14 protein-coding genes are annotated in these 17,692 nt (G+C 45.7%); 9 read left to right on the forward strand and 5 right to left on the reverse strand.

The genetic code is table 11. The features are described 5' to 3' along the window. Positions 1–204 precede the first annotated feature (204 nt). Complete coding sequence (locus HGH90_RS15250) at positions 205–1,239, reverse strand: phosphotransferase (protein ID WP_169191478.1); 1,035 nt, start codon at positions 1,237–1,239, stop codon at positions 205–207. A gap of 192 nt (positions 1,240–1,431) precedes the next feature. Here HGH90_RS15250 and HGH90_RS15255 point away from each other — a divergent pair, with 192 nt between their 5' ends. After that, a complete protein-coding gene (locus HGH90_RS15255) occupies positions 1,432–2,166 on the forward strand; it encodes an SDR family NAD(P)-dependent oxidoreductase (RefSeq protein ID WP_169191479.1) in 735 nt (244 codons plus the stop codon). A gap of 50 nt (positions 2,167–2,216) precedes the next feature. On the opposite strand, the gene HGH90_RS15260 is transcribed toward HGH90_RS15255, so the two are convergent. Continuing rightward, entirely contained in the window at positions 2,217–3,404 is a 1,188-nt protein-coding gene (locus tag HGH90_RS15260) for an exo-beta-N-acetylmuramidase NamZ domain-containing protein (protein WP_169191480.1), read from the reverse strand. A 241-nt stretch (positions 3,405–3,645) separates the two neighbouring features. Between HGH90_RS15260 and HGH90_RS15265 the strand changes: the two genes are divergently transcribed. The 3 genes from HGH90_RS15265 to HGH90_RS15275 all read left to right on the forward strand — a co-directional run bounded on the left by HGH90_RS15265 (position 3,646) and on the right by HGH90_RS15275 (position 7,372). Next, positions 3,646–4,404 carry a helix-turn-helix domain-containing protein gene (locus tag HGH90_RS15265; RefSeq protein ID WP_211092896.1) on the forward strand — a complete coding sequence of 253 codons (759 nt, stop codon included), beginning with the start codon at positions 3,646–3,648 and terminating at the stop codon, positions 4,402–4,404. A 93-nt stretch (positions 4,405–4,497) separates the two neighbouring features. Next, positions 4,498–6,447, forward strand: coding sequence for an oleate hydratase (locus HGH90_RS15270; RefSeq protein WP_168762876.1), 1,950 nt, complete (start codon positions 4,498–4,500; stop codon positions 6,445–6,447). A 28-nt stretch (positions 6,448–6,475) separates the two neighbouring features. Continuing rightward, on the forward strand, positions 6,476–7,372 hold the full coding sequence (locus HGH90_RS15275) for a 3-hydroxyacyl-CoA dehydrogenase (protein WP_168762877.1): 897 nt from the start codon (positions 6,476–6,478) through the stop codon (positions 7,370–7,372). Positions 7,373–7,451: 79 nt separating this feature from the next. Here HGH90_RS15275 and HGH90_RS15280 read toward each other — a convergent pair whose 3' ends face one another. Next, a complete protein-coding gene (locus HGH90_RS15280; protein WP_169191481.1) occupies positions 7,452–7,838 on the reverse strand; it encodes a hypothetical protein in 387 nt (128 codons plus the stop codon). A gap of 337 nt (positions 7,839–8,175) precedes the next feature. On the opposite strand from HGH90_RS15280, the gene HGH90_RS15285 reads away from it, so the two are divergent. Both HGH90_RS15285 and HGH90_RS15290 read left to right on the forward strand, forming a co-directional pair. Then, a complete protein-coding gene (locus tag HGH90_RS15285; protein ID WP_247679815.1) occupies positions 8,176–8,988 on the forward strand; it encodes an alpha/beta fold hydrolase in 813 nt (270 codons plus the stop codon). Positions 8,989–9,024: 36 nt separating this feature from the next. Next, positions 9,025–9,618: a dihydrofolate reductase family protein gene (locus tag HGH90_RS15290; protein WP_168762880.1), complete on the forward strand. Its 594-nt coding sequence runs from the start codon at positions 9,025–9,027 to the stop codon at positions 9,616–9,618. Positions 9,619–9,702: 84 nt separating this feature from the next. Here HGH90_RS15290 and HGH90_RS15295 read toward each other — a convergent pair whose 3' ends face one another. Continuing rightward, positions 9,703–12,297: a protease pro-enzyme activation domain-containing protein gene (locus HGH90_RS15295; RefSeq protein WP_168762881.1), complete on the reverse strand. Its 2,595-nt coding sequence runs from the start codon at positions 12,295–12,297 to the stop codon at positions 9,703–9,705. Positions 12,298–12,527: 230 nt separating this feature from the next. Further along, positions 12,528–12,962 carry a hypothetical protein gene (locus HGH90_RS15300; RefSeq protein ID WP_168762882.1) on the reverse strand — a complete coding sequence of 145 codons (435 nt, stop codon included), beginning with the start codon at positions 12,960–12,962 and terminating at the stop codon, positions 12,528–12,530. 602 nt (positions 12,963–13,564) lie between these two features. Between HGH90_RS15300 and HGH90_RS15305 the strand changes: the two genes are divergently transcribed. The 3 genes from HGH90_RS15305 (at position 13,565) to HGH90_RS15315 (ending at position 17,601) form a co-directional block, all read left to right on the forward strand. After that, positions 13,565–15,322 (forward strand): phospholipase D-like domain-containing protein, encoded by a 1,758-nt coding sequence (locus HGH90_RS15305; protein WP_168762883.1) that lies wholly within the window; start codon positions 13,565–13,567, stop codon positions 15,320–15,322. A 177-nt stretch (positions 15,323–15,499) separates the two neighbouring features. Further along, a complete protein-coding gene (locus tag HGH90_RS15310) occupies positions 15,500–16,912 on the forward strand; it encodes a sensor histidine kinase (RefSeq protein WP_168762884.1) in 1,413 nt (470 codons plus the stop codon). Next, the gene (locus HGH90_RS15315; RefSeq protein ID WP_168762885.1) at positions 16,909–17,601 is read left to right on the forward strand and encodes a response regulator transcription factor; all 693 of its coding nucleotides are present in this window, start codon (positions 16,909–16,911) and stop codon (positions 17,599–17,601) included. Before HGH90_RS15310 ends, HGH90_RS15315 begins: the two co-directional genes overlap by 4 nt. The last annotated feature ends 91 nt before the right edge of the window (positions 17,602–17,692 follow it).

Consider the following 17,692-nt stretch of genomic DNA (forward strand, 5'->3'; position numbering starts at 1 on the left):
TAAAATATAACTTTTTGATTGAATAATAAAATTACAGTAGGATCATTTCCAAGGATAAACGAGAGGTCGTATAATGCCCCATATGACCTGTGAAAAAAGAAACTGCTTTCCTTTATAGATAAAGCCACTGGCATTGCCAGTGGCTTTATCTATAAAGGGCTAGCCGGCATTGGAAAAAGGGGAGAAGACTGGGGCACCAGGCGCTTATCTTACTGTAGGCATGATGTGACGCTTTAATAAAACCAGGGCATCCTCAAACCTCACTGTACACATCTGTTGCACCGCCTCATTCATCAAGGCTTTGCCATACATTAACTGCCCTTCATAGGTGGCAAGCGATAGCGCCCCGGAGCCTAGCAGCGGACCCACATCCTTCAGAAACACGCCTTCCATTTGCTGGTCATGCGCATAGTCTGCGGGTTTAGCCTGTGCGGCCAGTTGTAGCATCATGACAGCATAAATGATCCGGCTGATCTGGCGCATCACATAGAAGCGGGAAATATGGTAATCATTTACTTCGCCGAAATATGTTTTCAGAAACGCTGCCTCCTGTTCGGGACCATGAATGAAAAAATTAGCTACACTGGCCAGGTCTAAGTACCGGTCATTTACAAACGCAGTGTCCCAGTCAATGATCCAGATAGCTGTCCCATCACACAAAATATTAGAAGGGTTCAGGTCATTATGACTGAATACCTTGTCGGTATCGTGCCAGGGATAAGACGCCTTTATTTCTTCATACCGTCTCAGGCATTCATCCGGCACAGGACCCGACAGGATATTATTACGACGGAATCCCGCCAGCAAATGATCCATTGTTTCCTGCAAATTGCCGCCGGGTACCGCGTAAGGTATCATGTGTATCTTCTTCACAGCCTCCGCCAGTTTCACGGCCAGTGCTTCGCCGCTGAAGAAGCTCCTGATCGGCTTATTTTCAATGAACTCACTGATGATGATGCCTGCTTCCTCATTTTTGTAATGCAGGGGCGGAGCAATGCCTGCTGCCGATGCCCGGGCTATTTTCTCAAATGGATCTGCACTGGTATAGGCATGCGGGATATCGAGTTTCATCACATAAGGACGGTTATCTGCGATGATCTTATATACAGAAGCGGCAGACAGTCCACCGGTCAGCAATATTGCTTCACTGATAACCGCACGGCCAAATGCGTTTTCCAGGGCAGTGGTTACGGCAGGTACGCGATCGGCAGGAAATATGTTTGAATAATTCAATGACATAGGGAAAAGTATTAAACTAATAAGGGCTTGGGCAATTTAACCATTGAGCAAATATAGAAGCATTTTATACCATTCTCCAAAAAGAATCACAGGGCATTCAGCCAAACATGTCATTGAAAACGTTGCCGAAAGTGTGTGTGACCGGGCAGTTTGTCTTATAGCTTACCGTTCTTTTCACTATTTTTACCTGCTATGACGCTAAATACATCCAAAACTGTCCTCGTACTCGGCGCCAACTCCGATGTGGCAAAAGAAGCCATCTTATTGTATCTCGAACAAGGATGCCATGTAATAGCCGCGTCCCGCAGCACGGGGGAAATAACAGCGTTTATGGAAGCAAGGAAAGTTCCCGGCAACCGGCTCACCATCTGCTACTTTGATGCCACTGCCTTTGAAAGCCATAGTCAATTCTACGCCGGGTTGCCTGCCAAACCTCATATCGTTGTATATGCAGCAGGCTTCCAGGTTACCAACGAAGAGGCCCTGGTAAACTGGGAAGAGAGCTATCGCATGATGCAGGTGCACTATGCAGGTGCAGTATCTATTATCAATCTCATTATAAAAGACAGCAACAACGATCACTTGGAGCGGATCATCGGGCTATCCTCCCTTTCGGGCGTGCGGGGACGCAAAAGTAATTTTGTTTACGGTAGTACCAAAGCTGCATTCACGCAGTATCTCGCGGGACTGAGACAATATTTGTTTGCCAGGAAAGTAATTGTTAATGTGATTGTAGCTGGATATATCCGTAGTAAGATGACCGCCGGGCTAGACCTCCCGGAGTCTTTGTTAATGGAACCTTCTTTTATTGCCCGTGCAATTGTCAATGCCGGTGGTAGCTTCACCATTGTTCCGGGCATTAAATGGAAGTTTATTCACCAGGTATTAAAGTATTTGCCTGAGAAGCTCGCCGCCAGGTTACCATAGATGTTACTTTAAAATGTGAATGGCCAGCAGCCGGATAGTGCATGATAGCTTTATGTATATAGTAAATAAGGCCGTATGTCTATTGACCAATCCTTCAACAACACCTGCCGCTTTATCTCGTCGATAAAGTCAGGTAAGGCGGTTTCAAAAAGCGCTTCCGAATTCGATATGCCCGACAACAAATCAAGGTGCTTTGTGCCCGTGGGATTTACATGGGTAGGATAGGGAGCCCATTCGAAATTTGTGGGGTGTAGCGTTTTTATAATTTTAACAAGTAACCAGCCGGTAGCTACCGGACGAAAGGAAGTGGTATCTGCGACATGCAGCATTACGCCATTACATGGCATCCCGGCATATTTGCCCTCCACCGGCGTGAATACTATCGGCCGGGCATATACGTGGCCCGAGACGGCTGGTATCATGGCATTGAACAGCCGGGCAGTTTCATCGGCCAGCAGCCAGGGTGCGCCGGCTACACGAAAGGGGACAGCCGTTCCTCTGCCCTCACTGCAGTTGGTTGCTTCCAGGAAGCAAAGCCCCGGGTATAACAAGGCCGATTCAAAGGCTGGTATGGCTGGCGACAAAGGCACGAACGAGTGGCCCCAGTCGGTGTAGTACAGGTTCCGGCGCCAGTTAACACAGGGTATCACCTCCAGCTGGCAATTAATGCCCCGTGAGCGGTTGAAATAATGGGCCAGTTCTCCCAACGTACAACTATGCCTTACCGGTATCGACCAACGGCCGATAAAGCTACTGCAATGCACTTCATCCAGCATCGGACCTTCTGCCAGCGTTAAATCACCCGACAAGGGGTTGGGCCGGTCGGCGATGATAAGAGGAAGATTAACGGAGGCGCAGATCTCCAGTACATGAGACATGGTCCATAGATAGATATAAAACCGGCTGCCTATATCGGGGATGTCAAATAATACGACGTCAATGTCAGCCAGGTCTGATGGGGACGGCGCCAGTTTATTGCCGTACAGACTGACCACCGGCAGCCGGGTAAGGGTATCGGTTACATTATCCATCGCATGGCCATCGGCGCCTGTAGTATCGAGACCATGTTCCGGGGAGAACAACTTTAGAATATTAAACCCCTGTTGTAGTAAAGCCACCCGTGATGGAACAAACTCGTGGGTAGTAGCCGCATGATTTGTGACCAGGGCAATGCGCTTGCTTTTCCAGGGCGGCTGTTGAGCCAAAAGACTATCGATGCCAAAAAGTAGCTTATGCATGAACGGAGCCGGCATTGGCTGTTGTTTGCTGCTATATTAAGCTTTTTTGGATAAGAAATAAGTTATTGGGTGAAAACGCCAGGCCAGGAAATTAATTTGTAAATTTGCAGCGATCCTATCTATAATGAAACTATATGAGAGTTTGAAAGAAACATTATCCTTTTACGGTGTGCAGTGTAATGAGCCCTACTATATCTCTTCGGGAAATCCGATTTTCGAATTTCCGAAAAAAGCTTTCAGGATGGATTTTTACGCCTTTTGTATTTGTGTATCCGGACAGGTAGAAGTCGAAATAGATAATCATAGCTATCATATAGGCCCCAACAGCTTTCTAATCTCCGCTCCATCTACTATTATCCGTATTATCCGCTTCAGCAAAGACTTCAGGATGAAGCTTCTTTTCTTTGACAAAATCTTTTTACTCAAGAATATCGCTAACCCATTTTTTATTGAGCAATTATCTTTGTTCAGGAACGCAACGTTCAGTGTCATCAACCCTGGTGAGAAGCATTCTTCCCAGTTATTTGCCCAGCTGAATTATCTCCAGCAGCAAACGGGCCGGACGGGGAGGTTTATGGAGGATATTATCAGGGTCATTATCATACAGCTGCTGCTTGAGGTAGCCACCCTCGTCGATAATGAAAAAGCAACGATGGCCGGCAATATGCAGGACGCAAACAACCTTTTCTTTAAATTCACAAAACTTGTACGGGAGAACGCTCTGCATTATAAAGATGTACAATTTTATGCCGATAAGCTATTTATTACGAACAAATACCTGATCAATATCGTTAAAAAGACAACCGGCAAAACGCCCCATGAAATTATAGATGAAGCCCTGCTCAAAGAAGTTTGCGTATTACTGAATGATCCGGAGAAAACCATCTCCCAGATTGCAATGGATACCGGGTTTAGCTCAACATCCTCCTTTGGCCGCTTCTTTAAGAAATATGTTTCCATCTCTCCCCAGGAATACAGGAAACACCATTTGTTATCGTGAAAGCGAATTTTCGTACAGGATTGGCGAATTTAGGGATATAAGCGAATTTGGGTATAAGTCTACCTTTGTATGGTTAATCAAAATGAGTCGAGCATGAATAACATCACTTCAAAATTCGAAAATTTTATACAAGCTTCAGACATCTACGGAAAAGTTGATCATCAACCGGATGCCAGTAAGGAAACGCCCAGGAACACGCCCGAAAAATCAATGCCTTTCTCAGACCAGATTGGAAATTACCAACGGAATAAAGGTATCCCGGCCAGGTCTTATAAAAACAGTAAAGCGTATATTGTAGGCAGTGGCATTGGAGGATTGGCTACCGCTTATTACCTGATCCGCGATGGACATTTCCCAGCGGAAAACATCACATTCATAGAACAACTACCTATAGAGGGAGGTTCGCTGGATGGCGCTGGTAACGCCAAAGACGGATATATTATCCGTGGAGGCCGTGAAATGGACTGTACCTATGAAAATCTCTGGGACCTTTTCCAGGATATTCCCGCCCTGGAAATGCCGCCTCCCTACAGCGTGCTGGACGAATACCGCCTGGTAAACGACAATGACTCGAACTATTCAATCGCAAGATTAATACATGAACAGGGGAAAATAAAGGACTTCCGCAAATTCGGATTAAACAAAAAAGACCAGCTGGCACTGATAAAACTGCTGCTGAAGAAGAAGGAAGAGCTGGATGACATCACCATTGAAGCGTATTTTGGCAAGAGCTTCCTGGAAAGCAACTTCTGGACATTCTGGCGTACCATGTTTGCGTTCGAAAACTGGCATAGCCTGCTGGAGTTTAAGCTGTATATGCACCGCTTCCTTCACGCGATAGACGGACTACATGACCTTTCTTCCCTTATTTTTCCGAAATATAACCAGTATGACTCCTTTGTTACCCCTTTGGGGAGATGGTTGAAGGAAAAAGGTGTGAAGATCCGGTTCGATGCCCTCGTAAAAGACCTGGATATGCTTATCAATGCCGAAGGTAAAGTAGTGAAGGGGATTATTACAGAGCAGGAGGGGAAAGAAGTAATTATCCCGGTTACTACAGATGACTATGTGATCGTTACTACGGGTTCAATGACCGAGGATACATCTTATGGCAATAATAACACGGCGCCGGTATTGGCAGTAGATAACAGCACCAGCGGCCAGAGTGCAGGGTGGAAATTGTGGAAGAACCTGGCCGCCAAATCCCCCGTTTTCGGTAAACCGGAAAAATTTTGTTCCAATATTGAAAAGTCATCCTGGGAATCGGTAACCTTAACCTGCAGGCCTTCTGCCCTGGTCGAGAAATTAAAGACATACGCCGTAAATGATCCATATTCCGGCAAGACTGTTACAGGAGGTATTATTACTATAACCGATTCCAACTGGCTGATGAGTTTTACTTGCAACCGCCAGCCACACTTTCCCACGCAGCCAGGCGACGTGCTGGTGCTTTGGGTGTATGCGCTGTTTATGGATAAGGAGGGAAACTATATTAGAAAGACAATGCCCGCCTGCACCGGAAACGAGATCCTTGCGGAATTATGCTATCACCTCGGCATTGTAGAACAGTTGGATAATGTAGTAACAAATACCATCGTCCATACGGCCTATATGCCTTACATCACGTCGATGTTTATGCCCAGGGCTAAGGGCGATCGTCCGCAGGTGGTTCCGGAGGGGTGCAGTAACCTTGCTTTGATTGGACAGTTTGTAGAAACCAATAATGATGTGGTATTTACGATGGAGAGCTCTGTACGAACTGCACGCGTTGCCGTATATACCTTGCTGAATCTGAACAAACAGGTGCCAGACATCAACCCGTTGCAATATGATATCCGTCATTTGTTGAAGGCCACCAAAACACTAAACGATAATCAGCCGTTTTTAGGCGAAGGTTTGTTACGGAGAGTATTGAAGGGCACCTATTTCGAACATGTTTTGCCGGCAGGCGCCAATGGGCACCCACACGAAGAAGAAAAGGAATCTTTCCTGGCAGAGCAATTCGGAAAGTTTAAAGAATGGGTGGCAAGTTTTAAGAACTAACAGATATCAATTTAAAATTATAAGGTTTATGAATTTCAAAAATATTACCATAGCAGGAAGCGGTGTTTTGGGATATCAAATAGCTTTCCAATCTGCATTCCATGGATTTGACGTAACCGTGTACGATATTAACGACGACATCCTGGAGAAAGCAAAAGCTAAATTCAGGACAATGAGCGAAGTGTTCAAAACAGACCTGGGGGCTTCACAGGCACAATTAGACGCCGCATATCAGCATCTCCATTATAGCGCTGACCTGGCCGTGGCGGTAAAAGATGCCGACTTACTTATCGAAGCCGTGCCGGAGAATCCTCAGATCAAGATCGATTTCTATCAAAAACTTTCAAAGGTAGCCCCAGCCAAGACAATATTTGCTACTAACTCCTCCACCTTGTTGCCGAGTCAGTTTGCAGAAGCAACAGGCCGGCCGGAGAAATTTGCAGCGCTTCATTTCGCTAATAATATCTGGAAACAAAATACAGCTGAAGTAATGGGGCATGCCCGCACAGATAAGACGGTGTTCGATGATTTGGTGCAGTTTGCAACGGCTATCGGTATGGTGGCTTTACCGCTTCATAAAGAACAGCCCGGGTATATTCTTAACTCGCTGCTGGTTCCCTTGTTGAGTGCGGCTACCAATTTATTGGTAGGAGAGGTAGCTGATGCTGCCACGATAGATAAAACGTGGATGATTGCAACCGGTGCGCCAATGGGTCCCTTCGCTATTCTTGATGTTGTGGGCATCACAACCGCCTACAATATCAATAAAATGATTGCTGAGAAAACACAGGATCCTTTAAAATTGAAAACAGTTGAGTACCTGAAAACACAATTTATTGATAAGAATAAGCTGGGGGTTGCCACGGGAGAAGGATTTTATACATATCCCCATCCTGCATACCAGGATAAGGATTTTCTAAAATAGCAGGAAAATTTACTTTCCATAAGGTTTATGAAGCGTGATGCCATTCGAAAGAATGTATCACGCTTTAAAATTTATTGGGTTATAATGATTTTTCCCTTAGAACAACATTTTCATTATGATCATCATCTTCTTCTAATATTAACTCCCAATTTATGCTTTCAGCAATCCTGGTGAGCAGGGAGACATATGCGGCTTCATTTTCGGGATCGGATTTTGAGCCTACTATGGCAATTAAATTCACCCATTCGCTGTTAAAATCCTCGTCTCTGCCATAATTACCATCATTTGAATTGACCGCAACGATGCCAATCCATGGGAAATTTTCCTGGTTACTGAATTGCTGATGGCCTGTCTGTCGCAATTTCCCCGTGTTTCCCAAAACGTTCAATACATCGCTGGTTAATAACCTTTGGCTATAAGTTTCGTTGCCCCGTATTTCATAGTACCAGTAAAGGTGAGACCACATGACTTTTTGGTGTTAAAATAATGAAATTACCATCTGGTTCATTAAATAATAGCACAGATTGTAATTTTTTGGTAGGTATTGCAGCCGGAGAAGTCGGTTTGGACTGAAGGGGCTTACTTTCCTGTAACATAGCATATGGAATAAGTGACCGGTTGAATATACGAAATCCCCCGGATTTTTGACGGATTTCACCCCTTAAGTTGACGCTTTTGCACCGGGTCAAATTCTGAAATGAGTTTCATCTTTGTGTTGTCAAAGGAATTCACACTAAAACTTAAATAGCGTCATGAAAAATTTATTCCATTCTCTTAAATCAATATTTTTAATAGCCATCGTTATGTTTACAGCATCCTCATCGAGCGCACAAATCAAACCTTCTCAAAGTGGCTATGCGCCTGTTAATGGTCTCAATGTTTATTATGAAGTATACGGTGAAGGAAGACCGCTTGTTTTATTGCACGGCGCTTTTATGACAATTGGTACAAATTGGAGCCAGTTAATCCCCGAGCTGTCAAAAACCAGGAAGGTAATTGCTATTGAATTGCAGGGGCACGGGCATACCCCTTTTTCGGAAAGGAAATTATCGCATGCTACTTTGGCCAGTGATGTAGAGGGCGTAATGGATTATCTGAAAATTGACAGCGCGGATGTGGCAGGATATAGCTTTGGCGGCGCAGTGGCATACAAGTTTGCTATACAAAGCCCTAAACGGCTAAGGAAATTAGTCATCATTTCTGCGACTTATAAAAGCAGCGGTTGGCTCCCCGAAGTAAATAATGCGTTTAAGCAAATGAAGCCTGAATTTTTCACCAATACACCTATGCAAACCGCATACGATGCAGTAGCTCCCGATAAAACAAAATGGACAAAGTTCCTGGAGCAGATGATTGGTTCCGTTGTAGTACCATTTGATTTTGGGGATGCCAATATTTCGAAAATTGCTGCACCGGTGTTAATCATATCAGGCGACAATGACGGACTGGATAAAATTGAGCTGATAAAAACATATAAATTGTTGGGAGGCGTTGTTGCTGCAGATATGGGCAAAATGCCGGTATCGCAATTGGCTATCGTACCTGGACAAAGCCATGTTAGCCTGATGATGCAAACAACCACCATTCTCAACTACCTGAACGGTTTTTTAAAGTAGCAATAACTTTTGTCTGATTACAAAAAAGCTAATAACATGAGAAAGATAATTGTATTGTCGATGATTACGCTGGATGGTGTTATGCAGGCACCTGGTGGCCCACAGGAAGATACATCAGGCGGGTTTAAATATGGCGGCTGGACTGCACCCTATGGTGACGAGGATTTTGGTAAAGTTATGATGGAAGAGTTGAAGCAGACGGATTACCTGTTGGGTAGAAAAACGTTTGATATTTTTGCCGGCTATTGGCCTCACCATGCCGACTTTTGGCCTGGGATCAACGAAGGCACTAAGTACGTCTTGTCACACACCATTGAACAATCAGACTGGAAAAACACCGTGGTGCTCAAAAATCCGGCAGATATCGAAAAGCTGAAACAGTCGGATGGCGCGGATATCCAGGTGTGGGGTAGCAGTCAGCTTATCCAACTGTTATTGAAACATGACCTGGTAGATGAGCTCCGGCTGAAAATTTATCCGTTGGTGCTTGGCGAAGGAAAGAAGCTGTTCGACAACGGCGCAATCCCTGCTGCATTTGTTTTAACAGGAAGCCAGGTAACCTCAAAAGGGGTGATCATTGCCAACTATAAACGCGCGGGTGACGTGGTAACAGGAGATCTTACCATCTGACCCCGAATTTTGTCTCCGGAATAGTTGCCACCAAATCTACCCTGATTTTGCCGGGAAGATTTGGTGGCAATTATTTACAGCGGATTAGTAATACCTGCCTCCTACATCAAACCAACCTGAAAAAGCATGTCGGTAGGCCGCCTGGTTGAGGTATACTTTACCGTCGTGTCCTTTCATAAAAACAAACAGGCTTTGTCCTATTGAGGTAGCGGTAGGCGCTGCGTCGGTGGTGCCGCCGCCCTGTAATTCGAACCAATCGCCAAAGGAATGGCCAAAGTCGGCTTCATTCTTATAAATTTTTCCATCGAGTCCTTTAATAATCACATATAGCGTATTATTAATCGTAGCCACTGCTGGCGCGACATCCGTGCGGATAGTGCCTGGCACCGGGAACCAGTCGCCGAATGAATGCCCTTTGTCGGCTTCATTCTTATATATTCTTCCATCAAGCCCGCGTATAAATACGTACATGGTTTTCCCATGAGTTACTACTGCAGGAGCCGTATTGGTTTGTATGGTACCGGGCACGGGAAACCAGTCGCCGAAACCATATCCAAAAGTAGCCTGGTTTTTATATACTTTGCCATCCATTCCTTTTATAAATACATATACCACATTGTCGATAGAGGCGGCAGCGGGAGCCGCGTCCGTGGCGCCATGGCCCTGTACTTCAAACCATCCGCTGTAGTCGTGTCCAAATGCTGCCTGGTTCAGATAAATCCGGTTGTCGAGGCCCCGGATAAATACAAAAAGGCTGGATAGTATACTGGTACAACCGGGCGCTGTATTTGTTCTTCCCTGACCCGCCAGCTCCGACCAGCCCCGAAAAGCCTCTCCATACTTTGCCTGGTTGAAGTAAATGCGGCCATCCATATCTCTCGCATAATCGAAAACAAAATTGTTGAGGGAAGTAGCCGCAGTGGGAACATCCGTATTGAAGGGGATACCGATTGCCAATGCGTTTATCAGGTTGATGCCGTTGGGAGTACCCCAGCCAGTACAGAGGTCATATCCGGGTACGGCGCGGTACAGGCTTGGGTTACGTGATGCATTGCTGCCTGTAGTAATGTCGTGAAAGCAGCTGCTGTAGTAGGGACGCCGGCCTATTGCATACAGTGCGGGATTGATAAACCCTACCGGAGGCAGATGATTAATGGCCGCCTGCTGATTTACGAGGGCGGTAAAGCCTGCCCATAATGGCGTAGATGCGCTGGTACCGCTCGCGTTGACCATCTTCCCATTATTACAGATGACCAGGATATTGGTAGCCACCATCGATACATCAGGGCAATTGCGCATAGTAGTAGAGCCCAGGTTGGAGGAAACATCCATGCCTTGTTGCCAGGAAGGAATCGTAAACCAGGGGCTGGGGCCACCGCCACTGCCAAACCAGGTGGTTTCAGATGACCATGTACCATCGAGGCTTGCAGTGGTTAGCTGCGTTCCCCCTACACTGGTAACGTAGCTGTAATCTCCCGGAGGGAAGGGGAGTATGTCCGTTTTTGAACCGGGAGTGTAGGTGGTGTAAGCGCCCTGGTCGCCCGAATACCCGAAAAACGTTTGGCCTTGTGCAGCCATCTGTTGAAACGACTGGTAAACGCTGGGGTCATAAACAACAGAATAGGAAGTACTGATCTGGTGAGGAAGCTGTTCCCCTTTGGTGGGGTTAGCCATCTCATTAAGCACCTCATCTATGTTGGGGGAGCTGTATGGTATGCCATAGATGTTAAGCGTAGACATGCCCGGCGCCATGGCAATAGCCAGTTCCATATCCATGGAGGTTTCGAGGTTGCCGAATCCCATAGTGCTGGGTGTGCCGGTAAAACCATTCAGGTAAACATTTTGTATGGGCACAGCCGCTAAACCGGACAGCGCTTCATAGTTGCTGATATCGCTGGGATAATAACCATCCAGCGATAACAGGCCTACTACCTGTCCGGCGCCATTCAGGCTTACACCCGGTGCATAGGCGGTCCTGAAATCGTTGCCGCCAAAGGCGCCTCCAGGTCCCCGGCCTGCCTCTCTATCAGCAGCAGCCGGACCATTGGCCTTTATATCCTTCTCACTTAAAATAGGTGTACTTCTCAGCGTAATACGGGGTTGCGCATAATCATCAAGTCCGCTTATATGCAAAATTGGTAGCGAGCTATCAATAAACGGCTCTGTATTAGAGGCATAGAAGCTCCTGTTTTCCGTGGGGTGTTTATAGGTCTGTAATTTTACCCGCAACGCCTTTTCAATATTGGCAACGGAAGCTGATACCCGTACCAGTGTTCGGTTTGGCTGTGTGTTGATTACCGCGAATTTGCAAGCCTTTGCATAAGAAAGCACCCGCTGATAATCGGCTTCCGCAGGCGCAAATTGTTCATTAAACTGTTCCGGCGTCAGGAAATGCCGGTACGATTTGCCGAATGGATCGTAGAGGTCGTGCAACAGGGTATTTAATTCCGGCTGGTTACGCAACGGTAAAGAAATGACCAGTTCTATATTCTTCGACGCGGCAAGACTGCCGGCAGGCTTTAAATGTGAAATAATCAGCGGAATATGGCCTGTTAATTTGCGCTGCTGCTGCCCCATACAGGGGAGCAGTAAAAGAGAAAGAAATGCCGCCAATAACAGGGGGATAAGTGGACGGGCAGGATAGCCAACTCCCGTACTGAAGCGCCATGTTGTTTTCATAAGATGTGATTTTGAGGTTTGGTGATATTGAGTGATGTATTAAAAGTGCTTTGGGGAACGCCTTTTTTGAGAAGTAAGGGCAATGATCTGTTGTATTTTGATTTGAGATGTTGGAATAACAATGCTAAATAGGCTTTGGTTCATAAGAAGTCAACATCATTTATTTTTATAGAAATATAAAAAAGCCCCGCAATACATTCTGCGGGGCTGGTGCGAATATGAAAAACGTTCTATTTCTTTATCATCGGCGGCATTTTAGGCGGAAGCTGCGCGTATTGATACATCAGGTTAACTTTCCCGTTTTCATCAAATCGCCATGTTTCCTGTAATTCCCTGGCTGTCTTTTTGCCCTTGGCATCTGTCGAAATCTCCCGGCTCCATATTACAACCCAGTTTTCCTTTTTGTCCTTGCTTCGGAGAGGTACCCAGGCATGAACAGAATCGACAACGGTGCCCATTTGTCCTCTCATCTTTTTGGCAATAACAAAGAGACTGTCCCGGGGACCGGCAAACATATTGCCATCGGCAAAAAACATGGTGTCGTTTTCCGCAAAGGAATGCTTCGAATTGTCGAGCGTGTTGTTGTCCCAGTCTTGATACAATTCGAGCAATGTTTGCGCATTTTTTGCGGGACCAATTTCGAAATCTGAAGAATAACTCGCCATGTACGGATATTTTAGGCTCTCCTGTTTTGCTGAATCTGAACCGGTTGTCTTTACAGCTTCCGTTTCTGATTTTTTAGGGGCGGAGGTACAGGCTACTAAAAAAGCAATCGATACGAAAAGATACATCGTTCTCATAAAAATTGTTTTTATAATAATAAATAATAGATCAAATCAAAGACGACGACTGACAGGGCGAAGGATGGGGCTCAATATTGTCTTCTAAGGTAAGATTATTTATGGAAAAAAATAGAATTTATGACCGATATTATTGAGTATCAGTTCCTTTGATACAGAAAGGATTTTAGTTATCTTCATCGCCTTGCCTAAAAATTAATGTGGCATTTCACTAATTAGTTATAAATTGGTGGCAGTATACATTTTCTATACCATCGTATGGATTTGTTGTAAAACAGATAAGATAGCACACTACCGGCAGGAACAAGCAGTCATCACCTCAAAAAACCAGTCTACATAAGTACCCCAATGTAATCCTGAGCTTACTAAGCATTATACCTAAACTGATAGGAAATTCCTGTCCGTGATTCGTATGTCATGTCCTGATGATCATCATTTGATTTATTAACTCCTTAAAAATCTCTTTTATGTACGCACAAGCTTACGCCAATAACGACCTGGCGTTTATCAGATGGTCCTATGATCAGAAAATCCCCCAATGCCTGGGTTTTTGCCTGGAACGGATCGACAAAGCTACCGGAGTAGCCACCATACTCCCTGCCTGGGTAGGTTTTGAAAACCAGAAAAACGAACAATGGAAGGCTCGGGATACGAGTATCTGGCCTGTTCAGAAATTTAACTGGCGCGATTTTACAGCTACAAGAGGAAAAACCTACAGCTACAATGTTATTCCCATGGTAGGCACTCCCGGGAACCTGAAACAGATAACAGATAAGTCGCTGCATCTGCATACCAATGAAGTTACCCTGTCGCCCGGCAGTGGTGACATCAAAGCCTATTTCAACAGGGGGATTATTTCCACCCAATCGGTGTCGCATGCCATTGAGGGACCTAATCATGCCCCCAGCAGTCCTAAATTGATGACCAGTATTCAAACACCGGGTAACCAATTGAGAAAACAGCTGATGGGGCAGATTAAAGATGCCCTCATGGAAATCATCCAGGAAGTGAAAACAAAAGGAGGGGAGTGCTATGCCGCATTGTATGAGCTGAATGATCCGGAGCTGATAGATGGCCTGTTAAGCCTCGGAAAGAAGTTACATATCATCCTGTCGAATGCCGGCGCTAATGGCGACGATGATCCCAATACAAATGAAGACAACCTGCCAGAAGATCAAAGGTCTTCCCGTAGAAGATTGCACGACGCCGGTATCGATATTACCGACCGTATATTGGGCAACGGGCATATCGGCCACAATAAATTCCTGGTGTATGTAAATAGCCAGGGAAAAGCAGAAAGGGTACTGTCGGGAAGCACCAACTGGACGTATACCGGTATGTGTGCACAAACTAATAATGCTATTCTCATTACCTCCCCGGAATTGGCTAAAAGCTACCTGGACTACTGGAAAACACTGAAGGCAGATGATGCCGAACAAGGCGCCGATTTCCGGGCAAACAATGACAAGGTACGCCCAGTTAACATCGCTCCCACAAAAATTGACCTTTGGTTTTCTCCCAACACAGCGAAGAAATCAAAGCCTGCCAGCAATCCGGCAGCACCGGATGATATGGCAGAAGTGTTTGAGCTGATGGAAAAGGCTCAGAAATCAATCCAGTTTCTGGCCTTTCAACCTGGCTCGCCCAGTATATTAACCAAAGCCCTGGAAATTCAGCAGGCTAACCCTAATTTATATATCCGCGGCGCCGCTACCGATGCCAAAGCCGTCAACGACTACAATACCAGTTTGCTGGCTAACGAATCAAATAAAATAGATACCGTGGTGGCAGCGTCAAATATCAAAGACCAGTTTTCCTACTGGGAACAGGAGTTGTTGAAGTCTTCCAATTTTGCGCATGCCATCATCCACGATAAAATAGTGGTGATTGATGCCTACGGCGACAACCCGGTAGTAATTACCGGTAGCCACAATTTAGGCTACAAGGCATCTTACGCCAATGATGAAAACCTGCTGATCATCAAAGGGAACAAAGAGCTGGCAAATGCTTACGTGGTACACGTAATGGATGTATACGACCATTACCGGTGGAGGTACATCCTCCAGAGTAGCCCATCCCTCGCAGATGCATACCATGGCCTGAAGATGACGGACGCATGGCAGGATTGGTACTTTAAACAAGCGGCTGCACCTAAGCCCAAAGCTGCGCCTAAGCCCAAGGCTACGCCTAAACCGAAGGGTAAAAAGGTGGCAAAAGCGGAATAATTAGTTACAACGTATGTCCATTTGAAAATTGCAAAGCGAGATACATTCAAAAGGAGTGTATCACGCTTTTATTATCAGCTTTGATACTTTCTCACCAACCCTTAACCACTCTTGCAAAACTGTTAATAACTGTTAAAATTCCTTTTCCCGGTCCCCCGCATCCCCTACATTTGCCATATGGACACTATTATCCGGCGTATATGGTGGATCGTTATTCCCACTGCCCTTGCAGTACTGGCTTTTCAGCTGTACTGGCTGCGTATGTCCTATGTCAGCCAGGAAACCAGCCTACGGCAGATTGCATCCGATGCTCTGCAAAAGGCGCATGATGTGACGCTGGTGGAATCTGTAAAAATGCTCGCTCCTGGTGAAAAACAAGATAGCAACAGGCAATTCCGGGTAAGTAGCAGCGTAAGCATCAACAGGGGCGATAGCGGGATGCTGGATTCGCTGCTGGCCAAAAGCAAGACCCTGCCAGGCATTAAGATCATTTCCCAGGAAAGCCGGCATAAAGGAAGAGATACCCTTATTGAAAGAGAAATCAAGCCCGAGAGCTCCGGCCTGAATGTGACTAAGCTAATGGCCAATGTATTTTCCTTGTCAAGCCTGGTGGAGATAGATACCGCGCTGCTGGCCGTTAATTACCGGAAAGAACTGCAAAACAGGCATATCACATTACCTTTCAACATTTCCTTTGCGCCGGCAGATCAGCATATAGGGTTTGTAACGTTGCCGGTAATATGGCAGCAAAAAGACGTGTTGTTGGTAGTACATTTTGAGGGTATCAATAACCTGTTGCTGTTTAAAATCCTCTGGCCTGTTGTGCTTTCTTTCTTCCTGGTATTGCTGATCATTGGCTGTATCTGGACTTTATGGCGGATTATTGTCCGGCAAAAGAAACTGGAGGTAATGAAGAATGATTTTATCAGCAATATTACCCATGAGCTGAAGACGCCGGTAGCGATTCTAAGAGCCACCAATGAGGCATTGCTGTCTTTCGGGGGAATGAATGACGCCGAAAAGACAGAGCGCTATCTTCGCCTCGGACAAGACGAAATCCGTAAACTACAGGGGCTTGTCGACAATATTATGGCCCTGACCAGGCTGGAAGACGGAGACGATGAGCTGACAGGCGCCGGAGAGGATATTTCGCTGTCAGCCCTGCTGAAAGCCGTCACGCAGCGATTTTTAGGCTTGCCGGGCGTAGATATCCAATTAGATATTCAAATCAGCCACGATCAGTTGCATTCCTACCCGGTAGCGCTAAAAACAATTTTCTCCAACCTGCTGGATAACGCCATCAAGTATACGATAGCGGAAGAAAAACAGATCTCTTTACAGGTGAGAGAGAATGAACTGCACTATCTCATTTTTATAGAAGACCAGGGGATAGGTATTGCCAAACAACACCTGCCCTATATTTTTGATAGGTTCTACCGTGTACCGCATGGCGACCTGCACGAAGTAAAAGGACATGGATTGGGACTCAGTCATGTGAAAAAACTGGTAGAGCGCCTAAAGGGTACCATCAGCGTGGAAAGTACACCAGGAAAAGGAACTATATTTATCATACAATTGAGAAAGTCATGAGTCAACCGATACGGTTGTTATTAGTAGAAGATGAAGAAGTACTAGCTGGCGTGGTAGCAGAAACGCTGGAGATGAAAGGCTTTGCCGTAGCCAAAGCCGTTAACGGCGTACAGGGGATGGAGCTATATCATAGCTTTAAACCCGCTATATGCGTAGTAGATGTGATGATGCCAAAAAAAGACGGTATTACGCTGGTGCAGGAAATCAGGGCTATCGACAATAGGATACCGCTGGTATTCCTCACCGCCAAAAGTGAAATACAGGACGTCCTAAAAGGTTTCCGTGCAGGTGCAGACGACTACATCAAAAAGCCCTTTAGCATGGAGGAGCTCATACTCCGGATACATGCCCTGTTAAAAAGATCGATGGTAGCACCAGAGCAAACGCCCGCCACCGGGCAGTTCCGCCTCGGTGAATATGTGTTTGATCACAGCCGCCAGGAACTTCATCATGGAAACGGTATGCAGCGCCTTTCACAACGGGAGGCCGATATGCTGAAAATACTAACCGACAATATCGGTAACATCACCTCCCGGAAAGATATGCTGATGGAGCTGTGGGGAGATGATAGCTTTTTTAACGCCCGCAATATGGACGTATACATTACGCGCCTGCGGAAATACCTGCGCTTCGATAACAATATACAGATTATCAACATACGTGCCCGCGGATTTAAACTCATCGTATAAACAAAAAGTTTTAACACTCATTAAGACTATATACATACCCGTTAACCCATTCCTGAGAGGCGTCCCCATAGCTTTGCAACAGATTAATGCA

Source organism: Chitinophaga sp. Ak27 (assembly GCF_012726295.1).
Classification (GTDB): Bacteria; Bacteroidota; Bacteroidia; order Chitinophagales; family Chitinophagaceae; genus Chitinophaga.